Source organism: Melioribacteraceae bacterium (genome assembly GCA_030584085.1).
Lineage (GTDB): Bacteria > Bacteroidota > Ignavibacteria > Ignavibacteriales > Melioribacteraceae > SURF-28.
On record CP129490.1, the window covers coordinates 1,856,308 to 1,879,845 of the forward strand.

Here is a 23,538-nt window from a genome sequence, read left to right on the forward strand (position 1 = left end):
TTTGGAACAGAATCAACAACAGGATATTAATAGTTTAATTCAGAGACGACTTGAAGAATTACATGAACTAAAAGAAAAGGGTTTTCAACCATTTGCGTATTCATTTGATGTGCAAAATAAAGCGTCGGAAATTAAAACAAATTTTGAAGAATATGAAAATAAGGATGTTTCTATCGCCGGAAGAATTATGGCAATTCGTAGAATGGGGAAGGCATCGTTTACGCATATACAAGACGATTCGGGACGAATACAAATCTATTTAAAGAAAGATGAAATTGGTGATTCATATGACGCCTTTAAGCTGTTAGATATAGGTGATATTATTGGCGTTCAGGGTTATGTATTTAAAACTAAGACTGGTGAAACATCGGTTCATGCAAAATCTTTAATGCTTTTAACAAAATCGATAAGACCAATACCAATTGCAAAAGAAACAACCGATGAACAAGGCAATAAAGTAATTCATGATCAGTTTACGGATAAAGAATTACGTTATCGTCAGCGTTATGTTGATTTAATCGTCAATCCGGATGTTAAAGATGTTTTTATAAAACGTTCTAAAATCGTTTCTGAAATGAGACGCTTCCTAGATGAAAATGGAATGTTGGAAGTTGAGACTCCGATACTTCAACCGCTTTACGGAGGTGCTTCAGCTCGACCTTTCATTACTCATCATAATACTTTAGATATGGAATTATATTTAAGAATCGCAGATGAACTTTACCTAAAAAGATTAATTGTTGGTGGTTTTGAAGGTGTTTACGAAATCTCGAAAGATTTCCGTAATGAAGGAATGGACAGAACACATAATCCCGAGTTTACGATGATGGAACTTTATGTTGCTTATAAGGATTATGAATGGATGATGAATTTTGTGGAAGAAATGGTTACTTCGATTTGCAAAAAAGTTTTTGGTAAAACAGAATTTGAAGTGGAAGGACAAAAAATAAATTTTGTTTCACCTTGGCAAAGAGTATCTATGGTTGATGAGATTAAGAAAGAGACCGGAATAGATATTATTAATTCGACGGATGAAGAATTAAAAGCTGCCGTTAAAAAACATGGCGGTGATTTAGACGGTACTGAAAATAAAGGAACATTGATTGATGAATTATTCGAATTGACTGTTCAATCAAAATTAATTCAACCAACTTTTGTAATTGATTATCCTTTGGAATTATCACCTTTAGCAAAGAAACACAGAGAAAAAGAGGGACTAGTTGAAAGATTTGAAGCGTTCGTAGTCGGAAGAGAAATCTGTAATGCATTCTCCGAGTTAAATGATCCGATCGATCAACGCGAAAGATTTGAAGAACAGAAAAGATTTGCCGATGCCGGTGATGAAGAGGCTCAAAAAATTGATGAAGATTTTGTGAGAGCGTTAGAATATGGTATGCCACCAACTGCCGGACTGGGAATTGGAATTGATAGACTTGTAATGTTGTTAACTAATCAATCTTCAATCCGGGATGTAATTTTTTTCCCGCAAATGAGACCGCAAAAGTAAATTATGTCTGATAAAAAAGGTTTTAGTAAATTATTTTTATTAGTGATTGGTCTTTTTATTGGATTCCAAATTGGTCAATGGATTGGTGATTCGGCTGATCCGGACACTGAGAAAGTTCAGCAAGTATTAGAACTTACTAAACGATATTATCTTGAAGAAATTAGCGCTGATTCTCTATCAGAAGATGCTATTGAAGGTATTCTCTCAAAACTTGATCCTCATAGTGTCTACATTTCAAAAGAAGTTCAAAGTACATTTGAAGAACAGTTGGAAGGAAATTTTGAAGGCATTGGTATTGAATTCCAAATTATAGATGATACAATCACTGTAGTCTCTCCTATTATTGGAACACCAAGCGACCGCTTAGGGATAATGCCTGGCGATAGAATTATTAAAATTGATGATACTACCGCTGTCGGATTTAGTAATACTCAAGTAATTCAAAAACTTAGAGGAAAGAAGGGGAGTAAGGTTAGAATTATCATATATCGACCATCCGAAAAAAGTGAAATAGTTTATGAAATTGAAAGAGATGTCATCCCGATAAACTCTGTAGAAATTTCCTTAATGCTACAAGATAGTGTGGGTTATATAAGTTTGACAAGATTTGCCGAAAAAACATCGGAAGAACTTTATGAAGCCCTCAATTCTTTAAGCAACCAAGGTATGCAGTATTTGCTCCTTGATCTTAGAAATAATCCCGGCGGTTTATTTGAGCAATCTGTTGAGGTTTCTGATTTTTTTATTTCTGATGATAAACTAATTGTTTATACTCAGGGAAGAATAGAAGAGTTCAACGAAGAAAGAAGAGCTTCACAAAAATATTCATTTGAGAATATTCCGCTTATTGTGTTGATTAATAGAGGAAGTGCATCAGCTAGTGAGATTGTTGCCGGAGCCGTGCAAGATTGGGATAGAGGTTTAATTGTTGGTGAAACTTCTTTTGGTAAGGGACTTGTTCAAAGACCATTTTTATTGAATGATAATTCTGCGATAAGATTGTCAATTTCCAGATATTATACACCATCAGGCAGAGCAATTCAGAGAAATTATAAGTCAGACATTGATTATTATTCTGAAGTAATGACACGCAATGAAGTTGATTCGGATAATTATGATCACCATGAAGAATCAGATTCACTTAAACAATCTTTCTTGACAAGTAAAGGAAGGAAAGTCTATGATGGAGGTGGTATTACACCCGATTATAATGTCTCACAAGGTTCCTTAACAAAATTTACCGCGGAACTTAGAAGCAAAAATATTTTTTACCAATTTGTACGAGATCAAATTGATAATAGAAAAATGGAGCTTTCGGACGAAATAAAAACTGATCTCGGTCTGTTCTTAAAAAATAATATAATCTCAGAAAGTAAAATCGGTGAATTCAAGAAATTTGTCCAAGAAAAAGAAATCGATCTCAATTCTAAAGAATTCAATGATGATATAGATTATATAACTTCTCTTTTGAAAGCATACTTTGCAAAAGAATATTTTAATAGTGAAGGTTGGTATTCAGTGCTTTTAAATCAAGATGACCAGATTAATAAATCCTTGACCCTATTGAAAAAATCAAAAGAAATGTTTTTAAACTAACAGCATGAAACTATACAAATTAGATAACGAAAATAAACTTTTCCCTTATGTTAATACATTCCCAAAACTTCACGATAGTGTATTTTTAGCTTCGGGTTCAAAAATAATTGGTGATGTTGAAATAAATGAAAACTCAAGTGTGTGGTATAACACAGTAATTCGCGGAGATGTACACTATATTAAAATAGGTTCCGGAACAAATGTACAAGATAATTCAATGCTGCATGTGACTAATGGCAGATACCCTCTTCATATAGGGAACAATGTTACAATTGGACATTCTGTCACATTGCATGGTTGTACTCTTAAAGATCTTTGTCTTATTGGAATGGGGGCAATTGTTTTAGATGGTGCGGTAGTTGAATCAAACTCAATGGTCGCTGCCGGCACTGTTGTAAAACCGGGATTCGTTGTACCATCGGGTAAACTTGTAGCTGGGGTTCCCGGCAAAGTCATACGAGATTTAACAGAAGCAGAAATTCTAGATTTTGAAGCATCGACAAATAGATATATAGAATACACAAGAATTACAGTTGATTCCTTAATAAAATTTAATACCAAAAATGAAAATTAAATTTTGGGGAACAAGAGGATCGATTCCTGTACCGGGAAAAAATACAATTAAGTTTGGTGGTAATACTGCCTGTGTTCAAATTAGCGATGATGAAAATTTTATCATATTGGATGCCGGAACAGGTATCAGAGAATTGGGTAATGAATTGATGCAAAATCACTTATGTAATGAAATTCATCTTTTAATTTCTCACACACACTGGGATCATATACAAGGTCTGCCATTTTTTAGTCCTATTTATAACGATCAATGTACATTAGATATTTATGCCGAAATTAAGCATGGGGCTTCTATCGATAGAATTTTTGAAACTCAGTGGGATCCGAATTATTTCCCCGTAACTTCAGAGATATTTAAAGATAAGGTTAAGTACATTGAGATAGGAAATATGCAGAATATAGACGTTAACGGATTTAATGTTAGCTCAATAAACACACACCATTCCGAAGGCACACTTGCTTATAAAATTGAGAAAAACGGTAATAAAATAGTTTATATGACCGATAATGAATTGTATTATGATGCAAAAAGAAATCTACCCACACCGGAAGAAATTTTAGAGAAAAATAGACTTCAAGTAGAATTTATTAAAGATGCAGATATTCTTATTCACGATACAATGTACCAGCATGAGGACTATGGTGAAAAGATTGGTTGGGGACATTCAAATAATTATTCGGCTTCAGTATTTGCTAATCTTGGGAATGTAAAAAAACTATTGCTTTTCCATTATGATCCCGATTATTCGGATAGAAAGATTGAAGCAATCGAGTTAGAAACAAATGAACTGCTGAAAGAGTTGAACAGCTCTGTTGTTTGCGAAGGGGCTTTCGATGGTATGGAGTTAATAATCTAATATGAAAAACGTAAGCGTTGAAAATGAAAAGAATTATTTTATTTTAAAGCGAGAAGTACACGATATTCTTCAAAGGTTAAAAAGTGAATTAAATTTTTCAATCACTTCATTGCAAGTCAATTTTATCAGCTCTGAAGATATAACAAAAATAAATGAAGAATATTTACAGCATGAAGGTAGTACAGATATAATAACCTTTAATTATTCAGAAGATACTTTTAATTTAGATGGAGAATGTTATATTTGCGTTCCGGTTGCGGAAGAAAATGCCAGAAAATACGACGTTTCAATACAAAATGAACTTTTGAGATTGATAATACACGGAATACTGCACTTAATTGGTTATGATGATCAGAATCAAAAAGATAAAAAAGTGATGAAGAAAGAAGAGAATAGACTAGTTAACTTATTGTTTAAACGAGATATGCGGATAATTAGAATATGACAAACAAAATTGTGGAAGTTCTTGCAAAGATATTGGACGGACTTAATAAAAATTATACTTTAGATGAAGTAAGTAAAATTATTAACAAAGAAAAAATTTATGATAACCAAACAGTTGGCGTAGCATTCAGTTTGGTTTTTGATAAAGTACTAAGTAATAAATTAAAAGAAGAAGCAAATAGAAAAACTCCCTCTAAAAATTTTAGATTGCTTGATAATGATGAGTTGGAAGTAATAGGAATAGATAACTATAACTATTTAATTCACCTTGTAAACGTAGGTTTGTTAAGCAATAGTGATTTAGAAATGACATTAGAACAAATTATGATGTATCCAAAAGAATTAATTACAAAAGATGATATAAATTGGATCATATTAATCTCACTAATTGACTTCAATACGGATATCCTACCAGGGAGCAGAGTTCTACTTTATTCTTCGGATACAATCAATTAAATGGTAATCAGATATGGCAAAAAATCTCGTTTTAGTTGAGTCGCCTTCTAAAGCTAAAACAATAAATAAATATTTAGGCAGAAACTATACAGTCGAAGCAACTGTCGGTCATCTTAGAAACCTACCAAAGACTAAACTCGGTGTTGATATAGATGATGGTTTCAAACCAAAACTGCTTAACATGCGTGGTAAAGGCGACTTGATAAAAAAAATAAAATCTTTAGCAAAAAAAGCTGATAAAGTATTTATAGCAACTGACCCTGACCGTGAGGGCGAAGCTATTGCTCAAGATATTATTGATATTATTGATGGACATGATAAGGAAGAAGTTTACAGAGTGTTGTTTCATGAAATAACAAAAGAATCTGTAAAAAAATCCATGGCTTCACCGGTTCATGTTAATTCCTATCTGGTCATTTCACAACGTGCTAGAAGAGTAATGGATAGAATTATTGGTTATAAGCTTAGTCCATTTTTATGGCGTGCGATGATAGAAGAATCTAGTAACTCCTTGTCTGCGGGGAGAGTTCAATCTGTTGCTCTAAGATTAATTTGTGAACGTGAAGAAGAGATAAATAAATTTATACCAATTGAGTATTGGTCGCTAGTTGGCAAATTTGACACAGAAAAGAAAGAATCAATTGAAGCTAAATTATTTTCTGTGGATAATAAAACTATAAAAGTTCCGCCAAAAGCAGAAATGAATGAAGATGAGTGGAAAGAATTTTTCAAGAATAATTTTGCAATTAGGAATCAAGAAGAAGCTGAAAAATTATTTGAAGATGTGAACTCCAAAAGTAATTTTCATATTTCTGAAGTAACAAAAAAAGCAACAAAGCGAAATCCTTATGCACCGTTCATAACTTCGACGCTGCAATCTGAGGCTTCTAAATCGTTAGGATTTAGACCACGCAAAACTATGATGGTCGCACAAAGTTTATACGAAGGACTTGAACTTGGTGATGAAGGTTTCACCGGTTTGATAACTTACATGCGTACGGATTCTACTAGATTAAATGTTGAGATCGTTGATAGTGCAAGAGAATACATAGAAGAGAAATTTGGTAAAGAATACAAACCTGCAGATCCCAGATTATTTGGGAAAAAAGCAAAAGGAAACATTCAAGATGCGCATGAAGCAATTCGACCAACTTCTGTAAATTATTCTCCGGAGTTCGTCAAAGATTATTTGAATAAAGACCAATTCCGTTTATACGAATTGATTTGGAAAAGGTTTGTAGCTTCTCAAATGGAGAGCGCTCAACTCGAGACAACAACGGTAAATATAAAATCCGATCAATATATTTTTAGAGCGTCCGGAACAGCTGTTAAATTCCCCGGATTCATGGCTTTATATGATGAATCAAAAGAAGATAATGGTGATTCAGAAAATGGAAATGGAAAAATCCCGTTGGGATTGTTACAAGATCAAAAATTGGATTTATCCGATCTTGTAAAAAATCAACATTTCACTAAACCACCGCCGCGTTTCTCCGAAAGTACTTTGATAAAGGAATTAGAAAGTAATGGAATTGGAAGACCAAGTACATACGCAAGTATTATGGGGACATTGCAAGACCGTGAATATGTTACCCAAGAACAACGAAAACTTTTTCCCTCTGATTTGGGTGTAAAGGTGAACAAGTTCCTAATAGAAAACTTCCCTAAGATTGTTGAGGTTGGATTTACAGCTAGAATGGAAGAAGAACTTGATCAAATGGCAGAAGGTGAAATTGAATATGAAAAAGCGTTGAATGACTTTTATACTCCATTTGCTTCATCCTTAAAAGAAGTGGAAGAAAATATTAAGCCGATAGAATGCGATAAATGCGGTTCTCCTATGGATATTAGAATCGGTAGATTTGGAAGATTCTTGGCTTGCACAAATTATCCGGATTGTAAAAACATCAAATCATTAAAAGAATTCTCTAACGGTGGTGCCAGCGCTGAACCTGAATTCACAGGTGATCTTTGTCCTAAATGCGAAAATAAAACAATATATAGATACGGAAAATTCGGAAAATTTATTGGTTGTTCAAATTATCCCGATTGCGATTTCACAAAGCAAATTGATATCGGAATGAAATGCCCAAAGTGTAAAGAGGGTGATGTTGTTGTAAAAAGAACACGCAGAGCAAAAATATTTTACGGCTGCAGTAAATATCCTGATTGCGATTATGCAAGTTGGACAAAACCAAAACCTGAAGGTGACACTGATGAATCCGAAGGTTCAGAGGAATGAGTGAGCCGGTAATATCAAAAACAATTGACGAATTTTTATCTGATTTGGAGAACGTTAGAAGATACTCTGACAATACAATCTCCGCATATCGAAAGGATCTGATTCAGTTTATTGATTTTCTAAATGAACGAAATATTGATTCTATTTGTCAGATAAGTGAAAAAGTTGTAAGACAATATTTAATAAACCTGAATAAATCTGAATTATCAAAAAGTTCAATATCTAGGAAATTATCTTCTTTAAGAAGTTATTTTGATTTCATAGTCGAAAATTTTGAAAATTCAACAAATCCCGTTAAAAAGATTTCAAACCCAAAGCATAAGAGAAAACTTCCTTCAATAATAAATCTTGACTCTTATGATGAAATTATTAAATTATTATCTGAAGATGATGATGTTTTTAGGAGAAATTTGAATACAGCAATCTTCGAACTTTTATACGGTTCCTCACTTCGAGTTTCTGAACTTTGCTCGATAAAGATGAATGATATTGATATTACAAACAAGACAATTAAAGTTCTTGGCAAAGGTTCAAAGTTTAGAATAGTACCGTTAGGTAACAAGTCAATTCAATTAATAGAAAGATATATTCATTCCCGCAATCAATTAAATAACACAAATTTTCTAGTTGATCAAACTGGAAACTCTTTGGATCGATGGTATGTATACCGGGTAGTAAAAAAGTATCTAAGCAAGGTTACCGACATAGAAAAGAAAAGCCCGCACGTACTTCGTCATAGTTCTGCAACTGAAATGTTGAACAGAGGTGCTGATTTGATGGCAGTAAAGGAAATTTTAGGTCATGAAAATTTATCCACCACTCAAATTTATACACACGTTAGTGTTGAAAAATTAAAAAAATCATATAAATCCGCACATCCAAAATCATAAAGGAGAAAATATGAATATCCAAATTACTTCCCGCAAATTCACAGCAAAGGATTCGTTGAATGACTTCATAAAAGATGAAGTCCAAAAATTGTCAAGATTCAATTCTGATATAATGGATGCAAATGTAGTTCTAAGTTTTCTCCACAATAATAACAGTATTAAATCCGCGGAAATTACTCTCCATGTTCCCGGTAAAGTTTTCAAAGCAGAAGATACAACAGAAGATTTTAGAAAATCTATAAGCGGTGCAGCTTCAAAAATAGAACGCCAATTGAGAAAATTAAAAACAAAAAGATTAGCAAAAACCAGATGATCACCATCAACAAAAAAAATATATCACGTAAAGAAAATATTACGGTAGAGTTTTTTTGTAAACATGTAGAAAAGCAATTTAAACTAAAGTTGTTAGGTGATCGTGTTGGAATGGAACGTTTAATAACCGATCAAAATTTACACAGACCCGGCTTGGCTTTAGCCGGGTTTGTTGATTTATTTTCATTCAATCGTGTTCAAATATTTGGAAATACTGAGGTAAGATATCTTAAACAACTTGATTCTGATCAGAGGAAATTTAGTTTAGAGAGAATCTTCCAATTTGAAATACCTTGTCTAATTTTTACAAACGGAAATAAACCTCCCGAAGAAGTTATAGAACTTGCAAATAAACATAAGATTGCAGTTTTCGGTTCAAGTTATTCAACTACTAAATTAGTTTATCTAATAAGTGATTTTTTAGATGACCAATTTTCTGAAAGGATATCAATCCACGGTTCTTTTGTTGATGTGTACGGAGTTGGTATGCTATTCGTTGGGAAATCCGGAATAGGGAAGAGTGAAGTTGCTCTTGATCTAGTTGAGCGTGGTCACAGATTGGTCGCAGATGATGTTGTAATCTTCACAAAGAAAGGTGAAGGTATCTTGATGGGAGCTGGCACTGATTTGATTAAGCACTTTATGGAATTGCGCGGTGTTGGAATTGTAGATGTGCGAAGCATGTTTGGTATTCGAGCAATAAGATTTCAGAAACGTCTTGAACTCGTGATTGAAATGGAAGTCTGGGATGAAAAAGGACATTACACCAGAACCGGTTTAGATGATAGTGTTATAAATATATCTGAAGTAGAAATTCCTTATATAAAACTTCCGATTGTTCCCGGTAAAAATTTAACTGTGATTGCTGAAGTGATTGCGTTGAATTATTTACTAAAACATTACGGATATGACGCAGCCAAAGAATTACAAAAGAATTTAACTGACGAAATAACTAAGAAAAAAAGAGAAAGTAACAGAGTAGTTGACTATTTTGAGCATGATTTTGAATAAAAATAACAATATTATTCGCTTGACTTGCTTATACACTTTTGTTAACTTCGCACCAAAATTATGAAGCATTTTTACTATTTCTCAAAAAACAAGCTGAAATTTGTCGAAATAAAGAATTTTTACAAGAAATTTCTATTTCTTGTAATGTTTTTTTCGATAGTTTCTTCATTTCTAGTCTTTAGCGGATATTTCATCGTAAATGAGATATTGAATCCGGATTTAGAAGTAAAAGCACTTCAAAAGAAAAATCGTAATCTTCAAACACAATTAAACGAGTTGATAAATAAGTATCAAAATTTTGATACACAATTAGAAGGTTTGATTGCGCAAAGTAACGATTTACGTTTGAGAGTTAACCTAGAACCACTTGCCGATGAAGATAGAAAGTTTGGAATTGGCGGTAGTGTATTTGAAGAATACATCCCAAGCAATTCCATCGAATTTGATAATTTACTCCGTGGATTGAATTCCTACGTTGATGAGATCAATACTAAACTTCAATTGGAAAAAAATAATTATTCCGAAATTGAAACCACTTTAGAACTCAATGAAAAATTATTTGAATCAATACCAGCTATAATTCCAACCACAGGTAGAGTTAGTGATAGTTATGGAATGCGGATGCACCCGATTCTAAAAATTAGAAGAATGCATCCTGGTCTGGATATAGTGGCAAACATCGGAACACCTGTTTATGCTCCTGGTGGTGGTGTTGTAACATTTAGCGGTAGAAGGGGCGGATATGGTCTTACCCTGGAAATAGATCATGGATTTGGTTACCAAACTGTGTATGCCCATTTATCAAGTATAAATGTTAAGAAGGGGCAAAAATTAAAACGTGGTGATCTGATCGCTGAAACCGGTAATTCCGGAAAGTTATCAACCGGTCCTCACTTACATTATGAAGTACGACATAATGGAATAGCTTTGAATCCGTCAAATTTCATGTATGATGACGTAGATCTATTCGAAGTTGTTTCCAACTAAATTAAACAACTATTATTAAATATAACCCTTTTATTAGAGGAGTAATACTCATATGATATGGACGGTTGAATTAGCCTCTTATTTAGATGACGCACCTTGGCCTGCTACAAAAGAAGAGCTAATTGACTACGCTGAGCGAATTGGCGCTCCTTTAGAAGTTGTTGAAAATCTGAATGAATTAGAAGATAACGAAGAACCCTATGAATCAATTGAAGATATTTGGCCTGACTATCCCAGTGATGAGGACTTCTTTTATTCGGATGATGATGATTTTAATTAATTCCGCTAAATATGGTTGACCAACTTGATAATATTATTGGGCAACCCCATGCCGTTAATCAACTCAAATCTTTAGTTAGAAATAATAGAATTCCCCACGCATTAATTTTCTCAGGTCAATCAGGTGTGGGGAAATTCTATAGTGCTATCCAGTTTATTAAGACAATAAATCAAGCAAAAGATTACTCAAAAATCGAACAGTTTGAAGAACCGCTCGTTAAACTGATCCTGCCATTACCAAGAGGAAAAAACGAGGTCAACGAATCTTCTGGCACCGAGAAATTAACCGATAAACAATTAGACGATCTTAAAAAAGAAATATTGAAGAAACAAAAAAATCTCTTCTACAAAATTCAACTTGATGGCGCTAACAATATTAAAATTAGCAGCATCAGAGAAGTAAGAAAATTTCTAAGTATAGAATACTCCGATATAAAATATAGAGCAGTAATAATTGAAGATGCTCATCTGATGAATAAAGAATCTCAAAATGCACTTTTAAAATCTTTAGAGGAACCTCCTCAAGGCGTGATTTTTATTTTGCTGACATCGAATGAAGATTGGTTGTTATCTACAATTCTTTCAAGATGTTGGAAAGTACAGTTTAAATCTCTTTCCTTTGATATAATTACCGAAATTTTAGAAAGTAAATTCAAAATAGAAAAAGAATCCGCTTCAAAAGCAGCACTCTTTTCAGAAGGATCTGTGACTCAAGGACTGAATTTAGTTGAAAACGAGATGATCTCTTTAATAGATTCTACAATAAAATTTATGCGTTATTCCTTAGGAGGCTGGTATAATTCAGCCTATAATGAACTTAAAACCGCCACCGATGATTTTAATAGATCAAAAGTTTTTGAAGTGATGAAGTTGGTCAATATTTGGTTGACTGATACACGTAGAAACAAATTAGATTATCAATTTTACTACTTTCATGACTATCCGGATACCCTTGAAAAATTCAATAAAAGCTTTCCAAACGCAAAAATTGATGAATTGATTAAAGAAATAGATGAGTTAATAGAATCAATGGATAAAAACATCCTATTGAATGTTATTATTCTAAATCTTATTTTAAAATTGAATTTTATCCTAACTCGGAAATAAAATGTATAAAATAGATTTTTCGTTCATCCACAATAAATTAATTTCACCTGAAGAATTAAAAGAACTCGAAGTAAACGCTAATCAACAGTATCAGGTGTTAGTTAAAGAAAAAATTAACCATCCAAATCACCAACAGATTAGTGGTTGTCTTGTTTGTGGTGCAGACTGTATGATGGAAATCCCTATTGATAATAGGAGAATAGTCGAAGTTGAATGTAAAGGTATGCTCGGTTGTCATTTTGCTGAACTAACCGATGATCTGAATATTATTCCTCAAGTCAATGAAAAGATTATCCTTGAGGGTGAAGACTATCATGAAATTGGAATAGTTAAAGAAAATTCAGAATTGCTAAAAATTAAAAGAGCAGAATTGGGACTCTTTGGAGAAAAACTTCCTAAAATTATTCGTGTTGCAAACGAAGAAGATCTTCAAAAATACAATTTAAATTTACTTGACGAACATAAAGCAAAACCAATTTTTCTAAAGCTTGTTGAAAAGCATAGTCTGAATATGAAATTAGTTCATATCCATTATCAGTTCGATAGAAAAAGACTATTCTTCTTTTATACATCCGATGGTAGGGTTGATTTTAGAGAACTAGCAAAAGAATTAGCTGGAGAATTCAAAACAAGAATTGAACTGCGACAAATTGGTGTTCGTGATGAGGCAAAAAGTATCGGCGGTTTAGGCACTTGTGGCAGAGAGTTTTGCTGTGCTTCATTTTTAAATAACTTTAAGCGGATATCTACACAACTTGCTAGTGATCAAAACTTGAATTCAAATTTATCAAAGCTAAGTGGTCCATGTGGCAAATTAAAATGTTGTATTTCATTTGAGATCGACGAAAACTAAAATCATTCTTACAATCATCATATTCTTTCTATTCAAATCATCTTTTTATATTTTTCTATCACTTTGTAAAATTAATTAATGGAATATCATTATGAAAAAAGCCGTTATTGTATCTGCTAAACGAACTGCTATCGGATCGTTCAATGGTGTATTTTCAAATACACCCGCAACGTCATTAGGAAGTACTGTGATTAAAGCCGTGTTAGATGAAGTTAAGTTGGATTATAATTTAGTTGATGAAGTAATTATGGGGAATGTATTACCAGCTGGTCTAGGACAAGCTCCCGCCCGACAGGCGGCACTTTTTGCCGGTTTGCCTAATTCAACTGAGTGCTTGACAATTAATAAAATGTGCGGAAGTGGTTTAAAATCAGTAATGCTTGCTCATCAAGCAATTCAACTTGGTGATGCTGACATTGTTGTCGCCGGTGGAATGGAAAATATGACTTTATCACCATATCTTCTGCCTAAAGCAAGAGCAGGTTACCGAATGGGTAATGGTGAAATAATAGATTCGATGGTTTATGATGGGTTGTGGGATGTTTATAATAATTTCCATATGGGAAGCTGTGCAGAATCGTGCGCAAGAGATTTTAAATTTACCCGAGAAGAGTTAGATGCATTCGCTGTAGAATCATATAAGAAAGCATTAAAAGCACAAGAAGATGGCTTATTTAATGATGAGATTATTCCCGTGACTGTTAAATCAAGAAAAGGCGATACAATAATTGATAAGGACGAAGAACCTGGTAATGTCAAATTTGATAAAATCAGTTCTCTGCGACCAGCATTTGAAAAAGATGGTGTAGTTACAGCTGCAAATGCATCCAAAATTAATGATGGGGCAGCCGCATTATTGGTTATGTCTGAAGATAAGGCGAAAGAACTTGGATTAAAACCAATTGCAGAAATCATAGCTCAATCATCTGCTGCTAAGGCGCCAATAGAATTTACAACTGCTCCTGCTGATGCTATTCAAAAAGTATTAAAAAAAGCTAATATGAAAATCGAAGAGATAGATTTATTTGAAATTAACGAAGCTTTTGCAGTAGTTTCACTTGCTGTAAACAAATTATTGGGTCTAGATGGTGCCAATGTGAATGTAAATGGCGGAGCAATCGCACTCGGTCACCCAATTGGAGCAAGCGGAGCAAGAATACTAAATACATTGCTGCACCAAATGAAAAGGCAAAATGCTGAATATGGTCTTGCATCACTATGTATCGGTGGTGGTGAAGCTTCCGCATTAATTGTTAAAAAATATTAAAAGGGGGCATCTATGGAAATTAAAAATATAGCTGTGATAGGAGCAGGTACAATGGGCAATGGAATAGCTCATGTTTTTGCTCAAAATGGTTTTGAAGTTCAATTTACTGATTTGAAAGATGAATTTGTTGACAGAGGGCTATCAACAATAACAAAAAATTTAGATCGACAAGTGAAAAAAGAAATCATCTCAGAAGATGATAAAAAGAAAACCTTAAAAAGAATTCAAAAAGTAATTGGCGTTAAGAATATCGATCCGAATACAGATTTTGTTATTGAAGCAATTATTGAAAATAAAGATGCTAAACTTAATCTTTTTAAGGAATTAGAGACGATTGTTAAGAAGGATTCCATCTTTTCTTCAAATACCTCATCAATCTCAATTACAGAACTAGCTACAGTTTGCCGACCAGAAAAATTCATCGGGATGCATTTTATGAATCCTGTTCCTATAATGAAATTGGTTGAGATAATTCGTGGTTATTCTACCGCGGATGAAACGTATAATTTGGTACGAAATCTATCGGAGCAACTAGGTAAAACACCTGTTGAAGTACATGATTATCCGGGATTCATTTCAAACCGTGTTCTAATGCCGATGATAAACGAAGCAATTTATGCACTTTATGAAGGGGTTGCAAATGTTGAGGCAATTGATACCGTAATGAAATTAGGCATGAATCACCCAATGGGTCCACTTACTTTAGCAGATTTTATCGGTCTTGACGTTTGCTTAGCTATTATGGAGGTCTTGTATGATGGATTCAATGATTCCAAATACAGACCGTGTCCACTGCTAAAGAAAATGGTAGCTGCAAAAAAATTAGGACGAAAAACTGGTGAAGGTTTTTATAAATATGATAATTAATCGGACTAATGAAAATCTTAGATAAATCAAAATTTCAAAAAATTGAAAAATGGCTTTTCATTAGGAGATATTTGAATAAATTTCAAAATATTTTTTCGAAATTTAATCTCCCGGAATATACAACTTTCAGTGTTTTTGCGATTATAATCGGTGCTATTGTTGGTTTAGCTGCCGTTGGTTTTCATCATTCTATTGAGTATTTAAACCATCTTTTCTTTGAAAAAACAGTTAATAATTTTTTCTTTTTAGGAGCAGCGACAGTCATTTTGCTTCCGGCGATTGGTATGTTAATCCAAAGCATGATGATCAAGTTTGCTCCTGAGACTTCACAAAAAAGGGGATTAGCAGAAGTAATTAAAGCCGTCGCTCTTCGCGGTGGATTCATTTCTTTCCGAACTACATTGTTTCACTTTATTGCTCCAGTAATAAGTATTGGTACCGGAAATACTTTAGGACCAGAGGGACCCGCTGCACAGCTAGGTGGTGGTGTATCGAGCAAGTTTGCAAATTTGTTTGGGTTATCTGATTCAAGAAGGAGGATGTTTACAGCGGCCGGAGCTGGAGCAGCGATTTCAGCGATTTTCAACACACCGCTCGGAGGTATATTTTTTGCTTTGGAAATTATCTTATTAAATGATTTTCATGCTCCCACATTTTCCGCCATGATTTTAGCATCTGTTACAGCCAGTGCAATTTCTCGGATTTTTCTTGGGAATAGTTCTGTATTTGTTTTTGATACTGTTGCGATTACGGATTATAGTTATTTATACCTTTTTATATTCCTCGGAATTGCTGCAGGTATTCTAGCGATACTTTTTATAAAGTATTCTAACTCGTTAAATATAATTATTAAACAGAAATTTCTTAAATCATTTCCTCAATGGGCTGTTATGGGATTTGCTGGTTTATTAGTTGGAATCAGTGGGTACTTTTTTGAGGATATATTTGGAATAGGATATTCTGCAATAAATAGAGTTTTGGCGGGTGAATTACAAGTCCAAATTGTAATTACTCTTTTGATTCTAAAGTTTTTACTTGTACCAATTGTTATTAATTCCGGTGGTTTTGGTGGTATTTTTGCTCCTTCATTGTTTATGGGAGCATGTTTAGGTTATCTTTTTGTTTTTAGCATGAATTTTGTTTTCGGTTTACAACTTGAGTACACAATTTTTATTCTTGTTGGAATGGGAGCCGTTTTAGGTGGAATTAATAGCATCCCGATATCTGCAATATTAATAATTTTTGAAATGACAAAGGACTATTCCTTCATTTTACCGCTAATGCTTGCTGTGGTAATTAGTACTACGATCGTTCAGATTGTTATCAAGAGGTCAATTCATGTCCAACATTTGGAGCACGAAGGATTTAATATTTCTTCAGGAAGAGAAACAAATGTATTAAAATCGCTAACAGTCCAAGATGCGATGTACAAAGAGATTTTTACAATAAAAGAAAATATCGCTCTACCTAAACTAGTCTCATTATTTATGGATAAAAATGTTAGTCAATGTTATACGATTAATGATGATGGAGAATTGACCGGAGTCATATCTGAAAACGAGTTGAGACCAATAATTTCCGAATATGAGAGTTTAAAGCATATTATGATTGCTCGAGATTTAAAAAATCCGGTCGTTGTTACTGTTTACCATGATCAAGACTTAGATTCAGTGATGAGCTTATTTTCTAGAGAAAATCGAGATGAATTTCCAGTAAAGGATAAATCTGATAACAAAAAACTGATTGGAGTTATTTCCAGACAAGATGTAATTGATGCGTACAATAAAGAAAGCTTTAAAATGAATCTTGCTGATGGTTTATCACAAGAGTTAAAATCTATAAGTAAGAATAAACTGGCAACGGTATCAGATGGATTTTCGATAATTGAGAAAGTTGTTCCGGATGGATTTGTTGGTAAATCATTAGCGGAGTTGAAGATTCGCAATAAATACGGTTTAGAAATACTAATGATTAAAACACGGAGTTCAGCATTTTTTGATGATGAAAGTAAGGTTGAAATAAAAATGCCTGATGCTAATTACATAATTGAGAATGATGATATATTAGTATTATTCGGAAGCAACGAAAAACTTGAAATTTTTGAGAAAATGCTAAGATAAAAGAAAACGCACATAATGTATATTATGTAAACTAACTTATTCTATTCTATCAGATTATCCCGGTAAATTTCAAATAAATCAAAACTAATATGATGAATAATATTAGGTAATAAATCGGCGATTTTATTTTTACTTTCTGTCTAGCTCTTGAAGTTCTGAATCCGAGTCTGCGCTTTCTTCTTTCCAAATCTTTTAATTCTTCATCTTTATCTGGATCATAAAATCGCGGTGTGTAATCAAATTTTTTGTGTTGTGTTCTTTTGAAAAACATTTATTTACTCTTAATAATTTTTATACTCTTTTGAAGCAGTCTGATATTAAATTCCTTCGCCGATTTAGAACCGATCTCGCCATCAAGATGAACATAATATGGATTCTTTAAGGTTATCTTGAATTCATCGTCTTCATAAAACTTTGCTTTCTTAACTAATTTTAATTTATTAATTAACGCATAAGGCAAATTTTTCATTATTTCGATCTTACCAGTCATATCGACAGTTGTTAGATTTAGAATTCCATCAGTTGGATTGGCATCAGGATTCAAATAAAAACCTCCCCCAGATGTCTTACCATTTCCAATAGTTAATAGTAGATACTTTCCTTCAAGAATTTGACCATTCAATAATATTTTCGGTTCTAAAGTCTCAAGCGATTTTAATCCACGCATTACGGCAACCAAATATGAAAGAATTCCGGAAAATTTCTTTTCGAATTGATTTAAGTATGCAACATAAGCATCAAAACCAATACCGACAGCATTTATAAATCTTTTTTGAACAATAGTTTCATCATCCTGGGTAATTTTGCAATTTCCAACATTTATTTCAGCAATAGTTTGCAATTTTTCCTCAAAGAGAATGTCCAAATAATTTTTAGTATTTGAAGGATATAAGAATCTAGCAACATCATTTCCAGAACCCCACGGAAGAACTCCTAACCGACAATCGCTGTCAAGATTGAATCCATTTACAACTTCATTCACGGTTCCATCCCCTCCTACAGCAACAATTGTATTATACTCATTTGATGATGTTAATTCATTGGAAAGTTTAATAGCATGACCGGAAGTAGAAGTAAAAAAGATTTTGACCGAAACATCAAATAATTTTGAATGTTCTTCAATTAATCGAGCAGCATTTAACTTTTTTATTTTTCCCGCGACGGGATTTATTATAAATGCATATTTATTCAAATTGTTCAGTTCACAAGTCTAGTTGAAAAGGGCTGAAATAAAACTTTTGGCATCAAATATTTGTAAGTCATCAATTGATTCGCCAACACCAATAAATCTCACCGGGATGTTTAGTTCCTTATTAATTTGGAATACAATACCACCTTTTGCTGTTCCATCTAATTTGGTGACGATTAATCCAGTCAAATCTGCATATTTGGAAAATTCTTTCGCTTGAATAATTCCGTTTTGACCAGTATTCCCATCAACCACAAGCAAGGTTTCATTAGGAGCATAATCTAAGACTTTGCTGAGAACTTTACGAATCTTTCTAAGTTCCTCCATCAGATTACCTTTAGTATGTAAACGTCCGGCAGTATCAATTAAGACTACATCGGCATTTTCCTTTTTTGCTTGAAGTAAAGTCTCATAAGCCACGGCAGCCGGATCCGATCCAATGTTTTTGGATATAACTTGTACATCAGCTCTTTTAGCCCAAATGTCTAATTGTTCATTGGCTGCGGCTCTAAAAGTATCTCCCGATCCTATAAAAACCTTAAGACCGGATTTCTTAAAATTATTAGCAAGCTTACCAATTGTGGTGGTCTTACCTGCTCCATTAACGCCAATGATTAGAATAACAAATGGTTTATAAGAAGATATTTTTTCAAAAAAATTATCTGCTGTCTCTTCAGAAGTTAATGATTCCTCAAGAGTAGTTTTCAGAGTCTCAAATACTGATTCTTTATTTCGATCAGGGTGAGATTTGAGATTTTGTCTCAACTTTTCAATTATTTCAACAGAAATATCAACACCAATATCACAAGATATTAGAATTTCTTCAAGCTCATCTAAAGTCGCATCGTCTAATCTAGCTTTACCGGTTATTGTTTCATTAATGCCGGTAAATAATTTTTCTTTGGTCTTCTTTAAACCATCTGTGAGTTTATTAAAATTAATATTCTTAAAGAAGTTCATTTTTTTTAAACCTTATAACTTCAATCGATCGGATTACATAACCGAGCAATGAAATAATCGACATAAATACAATTAACAAATTGAATAAGTTGTAGAAAGTTGGGTATGACTTTAGACCTAATACGAGTAATAAAAGATAAATGCCTAAAATAAATACTGTAATTTTACCCAGCATATTTGAGGGCAATACTTTACCAATTTTATTGCTAAGAATGAGTCCACCTATAAAAATAATAATATCACGAGCCACAATAATTACCAAAATATAAGTAGGAATATATCCAGTTAAATAGAGAATAATCGTAATGATCCCTACACCAATTTTATCTGCTAAAGGGTCGATAATTTTCCCTAATTCACTAACTTCGTCATACTTTCGTGCAAAATAACCATCTAAATAATCGGTGGCAGCGGCTAATATCATAAGGATAGCAGCAAAATATGGATGATAATTGCTTTGCTCCAATGTAATTAAGAAATATGCAATGGGAGCAGTTAGCAAGATCCGCGAAAGGCTAAGATAATTTGAAATAGTATGTATTCTGTCTAATTTTATCATTAATGCTATATATAACTTCAGAAAAATATTATAATTTATTTATAGATATTGTTTTATATGCTTTCCCTTCATGAAATGTCTAACTATTTTTCATCATGCTGATCTTTAATAAAGTGTAAATCAATCGGAATCGGATACTCACCATTAAAACATGCTGAACAAAAAGAGTTGGGAGCATGATCGACCATGGCTTCCAACATTTGCTCATGTGTAAGATATGCTAAACTATCCACATCAAGATAGTCTCTTATTTCATCAATATTATTAAACTTATTCGCTATTAATTCATCACGCGATGGGAAATCCATACCGTAGTGGCACGGGTAATGAATTGGTGGAGATGATATTCGTAAATGAATTTCTTTTGGGCTAGCTTCTCTTATCAACTTAATTAACTGTTTTGAAGTCGTGCCGCGTACAATAGAATCATCTATAATTACTACGGTTCTGTTCTCCAATACTCCTTTAACGGTATTGAATTTAATTCTTACACCCACTTCTCTTTTGGCCTGTCCAGGAAGAATAAATGTTCTACCGATATAGTGGCTTCTAATTAAACCAATTTCTAATTTTGATTGGATACCCATTTTTACAAGTTGATTTTCATAACCAATTGCAGCTGTGTTTGAACTATCCGGCACACTCATAACAATAACTTTTTCACCATCTTTATCTCTTACCGGGTGATAAGTTGCAAGCACTTTACCTAACTTACGACGCATTTTGTCAACATTGCTCCCAAATATCTTACTATCCGGTCTTGAGAAATAGATGTATTCGAAGATACAATGTTTTGCTTCTTCATTTTTATCACTTATTTTGAATGATTTAATTTCACCGGATTTTATAACTTCATCATCAATAACGACCATTTCTCCGGGTTGGACATCACGAACATATTCTGCTGATAAAATGTCCAAAGCGCATGTCTCTGATGATAGAATGAATGATCCGTTTAACTTCCCGATACATAGGGGCCGAATTCCGTTTGGATCTCTTGCTCCAATCAATTTTGTATCAGTCAAGATTGTCAGGCTATATGCTCCCGTTATTTGAGTCAAAGCATCACGAATCTGATCAACTTGATTATCAAGTCTACTTCTTGCAATAAGGTGAAGTATCACCTCAGTATCGCTGCTGGTTTGGAAAATTGCTCCTTCATTCACTAATTTTTCGCGAATAGCTCTGGCATTTGTTAGATTTCCGTTATGCGAAACAGCAAGATGTCCCATCCTATAATTAACTAAGAAAGGTTGAATATTCTTTGTAGCATGAGCAGAACCGGTCGTTGAATACCGATTATGTCCAATTGCCGAATTACCAGTTAATTGATTAAAAATCTTATCATCTGCAAAAACTTCTGAGACTAATCCCAAACCTTTATAGTGGTTAATATGATTCTTCGAATCGGTTAACTTATCTATCGTTACAATTCCAGCTGCTTCTTGTCCCCTATGTTGAAGTGCATGAAGTCCATAATAAGTATTTACGGCGGCGGAAGGAGAATTAAAAATTCCAAAAACACCGCAATTAGAACGAGGTTTATCGATTTGCAAATTATACTCACTTAAAGATTGGATTGAACAAATGGTCGGAACGGCGGGATTTGAACCCGCGACCCCTTGAACCCCATTCAAGTGCGCTACCGGGCTGCGCTACGTTCCGAGCTTTAGAATTTAGACTGTAAATCTAACAAAAATTGCTTTACTTCTTCAAGGTCATTCTTTAGCGAATTTAGCTCTTCACGTATTTTGGGTTGGGTAGTTGTTTGTTTTATAGGTGAGGTTTCTTCAGTAAAGATAACACCACTTTCTTCTTCAAGAATTTTCTTTGCTCCCTCAATAGTATATTTTTCGTCTCTGAGCAATTTTTTAATTCTTAATATTAAGTTGATATCTTTGTTGGTGTAAATTCTGTTGCCTGCTCTATTTTTACCAGGTTTCAGAATTTCAAATTCAGATTCCCAATAACGAAGAATATATTGCTCTAACCCGGTTATTTTACTTACTTCACTTATTGAGTAGTATAATTTTTTTAATCCGAAGTCTTTCATAATCAACTTTCATTTTATGGTTTAGATAAAATAAGTAATCAACAAAAAAATAGCAAGATTAAAGTTTTATATCAATATTTTGTTTAAGATAAGTCTGTAAGTCGTTATAAAGCAATAAGGTGATAGTTTCCCTTGGAATTATAATTTAGTTGTATCAGATGTTAGTTTTTGAATTAGCGTGACAGTTTTTCTATCAAGAAAACTCCGGCAAGATAACTGTTAATCTTAAACCCGGATATGTAACCATCACAGGCAGCGGCAGTTATCATGGTTTTTCTGAAGTCTTCTCTCTGAGATAAATTACTGATATGAACTTCTACTTTAGGTATTTTACAAATACTCAAGGCATCACGGATTGCAACGGATGTATGAGAATAACCTCCTGGATTAATAATTATTCCATCGAAATAACTTGCTGCTCCTTGAATTTTGTCAATGAGTTCACCTTCATGATTGCTTTGAAAGAACTCAAATCTAAATTTGGGAAATTCTTTCTTTAATTCGATTTGAACATCATCTAAAGTAAATGAGCCATATTGATCAGCCTCTCGGCTCCCAAGTAAATTCAAGTTCGGTCCGTTAAGAACAAGTATATTCATTAATTAGTATCCATTTCTTCTATGATTTCTCTTAGGCGCGGTGGCATATAAACACTATCAACTCCCAATTCATTTAATGCTGCTGAAAGTGTCATAACTTTTCTTTGTGTTGAGGATAACTTATTGATAACAATTACTTTACTTTCCTTCAAAACACAATATCCACCTTTGAAGTCTCCCCTTTCAAATCTAACTGTTGCACCCATTTGATTCGCGAGAGATCGTAAATCACTTAAAATACTTTCGAATTCTTTTTCTTTTATCTTCATATTCTTTTTCTGAGTGGTTTGAATATAGCAAGAAAGATAATGATAAAATATGAAAATAGAATAATTAAGGGAAATGGACCTAGCGCAACTATCCGCTGTTTCAGCATTTCTAATAAATAAATTGAATTAATATCGTTAGAAAAAATTTTTTGGATAAGATTTATATCATATTGTAACAACAAATATAATTCGAATGGAGTTGTTACTATAATTAACAAAGTAATTATGAAAAACCATCCTTCATTTCTAAAATTTATTTTTGAAACTACAACATAAGCTAGAAGAAACAGTATAAAACAAATAAATGAAATTACTGAAATCGAGAAAACCGGGAGCATTGTTAAAAAAGCACCTTTCAGTTCCACTCCTTCAAATATCGGCTTAATTGACATAGTCTCTGCTTCAAAAAATTGATTTATCATCCCAATTTTTACAAGATAACTTCCTATAAATATTGTGAAAAACACACATGTCAAATAAATTATAAGTTTTGAAAATTTTGTTTGATTTTCCATACATTTGATCTTTGTTTAACAAAAAA

General features: G+C 33.2%; 26 protein-coding genes and 1 tRNA gene. 17 read left to right on the top strand and 10 right to left on the bottom strand.

The genetic code is table 11. From position 1 onward, the window contains the following. Position 1 precedes the first annotated feature (1 nt). The 17 genes from lysS (at position 2) to QY331_08555 (ending at position 17,368) form a co-directional block, all read left to right on the top strand. Positions 2–1,507: a lysine--tRNA ligase gene (gene lysS / locus QY331_08475; GenBank protein WKZ71278.1), complete on the top strand. Its 1,506-nt coding sequence runs from the start codon at positions 2–4 to the stop codon at positions 1,505–1,507. Between the two features lie 3 nt (positions 1,508–1,510). Further along, positions 1,511–3,103 (top strand): S41 family peptidase, encoded by a 1,593-nt coding sequence (locus QY331_08480; protein WKZ71279.1) that lies wholly within the window; start codon positions 1,511–1,513, stop codon positions 3,101–3,103. Between the two features lie 4 nt (positions 3,104–3,107). Next, positions 3,108–3,677, top strand: coding sequence for a gamma carbonic anhydrase family protein (locus QY331_08485; GenBank protein WKZ71280.1), 570 nt, complete (start codon positions 3,108–3,110; stop codon positions 3,675–3,677). Next, a complete protein-coding gene (locus QY331_08490) occupies positions 3,667–4,533 on the top strand; it encodes an MBL fold metallo-hydrolase (GenBank protein WKZ71281.1) in 867 nt (288 codons plus the stop codon). Before QY331_08485 ends, QY331_08490 begins: the two co-directional genes overlap by 11 nt. A 1-nt stretch (position 4,534) precedes the next feature. Then, complete coding sequence (gene ybeY, locus QY331_08495; protein ID WKZ71282.1) at positions 4,535–4,978, top strand: rRNA maturation RNase YbeY; 444 nt, start codon at positions 4,535–4,537, stop codon at positions 4,976–4,978. Beyond that, positions 4,975–5,433: a DUF494 family protein gene (locus QY331_08500; protein ID WKZ71283.1), complete on the top strand. Its 459-nt coding sequence runs from the start codon at positions 4,975–4,977 to the stop codon at positions 5,431–5,433. The genes ybeY and QY331_08500 overlap by 4 nt, the downstream gene beginning before the upstream one ends. 13 nt (positions 5,434–5,446) lie before the next feature. Further along, the gene (gene topA, locus QY331_08505; GenBank protein WKZ71284.1) at positions 5,447–7,675 is read left to right on the top strand and encodes a type I DNA topoisomerase; all 2,229 of its coding nucleotides are present in this window, start codon (positions 5,447–5,449) and stop codon (positions 7,673–7,675) included. Beyond that, a complete protein-coding gene (locus QY331_08510; protein ID WKZ71285.1) occupies positions 7,672–8,565 on the top strand; it encodes a tyrosine-type recombinase/integrase in 894 nt (297 codons plus the stop codon). Before topA ends, QY331_08510 begins: the two co-directional genes overlap by 4 nt. 10 nt (positions 8,566–8,575) lie before the next feature. Next, positions 8,576–8,878 carry a ribosome-associated translation inhibitor RaiA gene (raiA, locus tag QY331_08515; GenBank protein ID WKZ71286.1) on the top strand — a complete coding sequence of 101 codons (303 nt, stop codon included), beginning with the start codon at positions 8,576–8,578 and terminating at the stop codon, positions 8,876–8,878. Next, positions 8,875–9,888 carry an HPr(Ser) kinase/phosphatase gene (hprK, locus tag QY331_08520; protein WKZ71287.1) on the top strand — a complete coding sequence of 338 codons (1,014 nt, stop codon included), beginning with the start codon at positions 8,875–8,877 and terminating at the stop codon, positions 9,886–9,888. Before raiA ends, hprK begins: the two co-directional genes overlap by 4 nt. A gap of 144 nt (positions 9,889–10,032) precedes the next feature. Further along, positions 10,033–10,875 carry a M23 family metallopeptidase gene (locus QY331_08525; protein WKZ71288.1) on the top strand — a complete coding sequence of 281 codons (843 nt, stop codon included), beginning with the start codon at positions 10,033–10,035 and terminating at the stop codon, positions 10,873–10,875. A gap of 52 nt (positions 10,876–10,927) precedes the next feature. After that, positions 10,928–11,155, top strand: coding sequence for a DUF2795 domain-containing protein (locus QY331_08530; protein WKZ71289.1), 228 nt, complete (start codon positions 10,928–10,930; stop codon positions 11,153–11,155). A gap of 11 nt (positions 11,156–11,166) precedes the next feature. After that, positions 11,167–12,261 (top strand): hypothetical protein, encoded by a 1,095-nt coding sequence (locus QY331_08535; protein ID WKZ71290.1) that lies wholly within the window; start codon positions 11,167–11,169, stop codon positions 12,259–12,261. 1 nt (position 12,262) lies between these two features. After that, on the top strand, positions 12,263–13,114 hold the full coding sequence (gene ricT / locus QY331_08540; GenBank protein ID WKZ71291.1) for a regulatory iron-sulfur-containing complex subunit RicT: 852 nt from the start codon (positions 12,263–12,265) through the stop codon (positions 13,112–13,114). A gap of 91 nt (positions 13,115–13,205) precedes the next feature. Further along, a complete protein-coding gene (locus QY331_08545; protein ID WKZ71292.1) occupies positions 13,206–14,381 on the top strand; it encodes an acetyl-CoA C-acetyltransferase in 1,176 nt (391 codons plus the stop codon). 12 nt (positions 14,382–14,393) lie between these two features. Beyond that, positions 14,394–15,248, top strand: a complete 855-nt coding sequence (locus tag QY331_08550; GenBank protein WKZ71293.1) for a 3-hydroxybutyryl-CoA dehydrogenase — start codon at positions 14,394–14,396, stop codon at positions 15,246–15,248. 8 nt (positions 15,249–15,256) lie between these two features. Continuing rightward, complete coding sequence (locus tag QY331_08555; protein WKZ68003.1) at positions 15,257–17,368, top strand: chloride channel protein; 2,112 nt, start codon at positions 15,257–15,259, stop codon at positions 17,366–17,368. A gap of 49 nt (positions 17,369–17,417) precedes the next feature. Here the strand turns inward: QY331_08555 and QY331_08560 are convergent, their stop codons facing one another. The 10 genes from QY331_08560 to QY331_08605 form a co-directional block, all read right to left on the bottom strand. Then, the gene (locus QY331_08560; GenBank protein ID WKZ68004.1) at positions 17,418–17,639 is read right to left on the bottom strand and encodes a hypothetical protein; all 222 of its coding nucleotides are present in this window, start codon (positions 17,637–17,639) and stop codon (positions 17,418–17,420) included. Continuing rightward, complete coding sequence (locus QY331_08565; protein WKZ68005.1) at positions 17,640–18,560, bottom strand: YegS/Rv2252/BmrU family lipid kinase; 921 nt, start codon at positions 18,558–18,560, stop codon at positions 17,640–17,642. It abuts the gene before it with no gap. Between the two features lie 18 nt (positions 18,561–18,578). Then, the gene (gene ftsY / locus QY331_08570; protein ID WKZ68006.1) at positions 18,579–19,517 is read right to left on the bottom strand and encodes a signal recognition particle-docking protein FtsY; all 939 of its coding nucleotides are present in this window, start codon (positions 19,515–19,517) and stop codon (positions 18,579–18,581) included. After that, positions 19,504–20,076 (bottom strand): CDP-alcohol phosphatidyltransferase family protein, encoded by a 573-nt coding sequence (locus tag QY331_08575; GenBank protein ID WKZ68007.1) that lies wholly within the window; start codon positions 20,074–20,076, stop codon positions 19,504–19,506. The genes ftsY and QY331_08575 overlap by 14 nt, the downstream gene beginning before the upstream one ends. An 83-nt stretch (positions 20,077–20,159) precedes the next feature. After that, positions 20,160–21,632, bottom strand: coding sequence for an amidophosphoribosyltransferase (gene purF, locus QY331_08580; GenBank protein ID WKZ68008.1), 1,473 nt, complete (start codon positions 21,630–21,632; stop codon positions 20,160–20,162). Between the two features lie 32 nt (positions 21,633–21,664). Continuing rightward, positions 21,665–21,741: transfer RNA gene (locus QY331_08585), tRNA-Pro, on the bottom strand. Between the two features lie 4 nt (positions 21,742–21,745). Next, positions 21,746–22,129: a MerR family transcriptional regulator gene (locus QY331_08590; protein WKZ68009.1), complete on the bottom strand. Its 384-nt coding sequence runs from the start codon at positions 22,127–22,129 to the stop codon at positions 21,746–21,748. Positions 22,130–22,302: 173 nt separating this feature from the next. Beyond that, positions 22,303–22,728, bottom strand: a complete 426-nt coding sequence (locus QY331_08595) for a type II 3-dehydroquinate dehydratase (protein WKZ68010.1) — start codon at positions 22,726–22,728, stop codon at positions 22,303–22,305. Further along, positions 22,728–22,997 carry a hypothetical protein gene (locus QY331_08600; GenBank protein ID WKZ68011.1) on the bottom strand — a complete coding sequence of 90 codons (270 nt, stop codon included), beginning with the start codon at positions 22,995–22,997 and terminating at the stop codon, positions 22,728–22,730. Before QY331_08600 ends, QY331_08595 begins: the two co-directional genes overlap by 1 nt. Then, positions 22,994–23,512 (bottom strand): hypothetical protein, encoded by a 519-nt coding sequence (locus QY331_08605; GenBank protein WKZ68012.1) that lies wholly within the window; start codon positions 23,510–23,512, stop codon positions 22,994–22,996. Before QY331_08605 ends, QY331_08600 begins: the two co-directional genes overlap by 4 nt. Between the last annotated feature and the right edge of the window lie 26 nt (positions 23,513–23,538).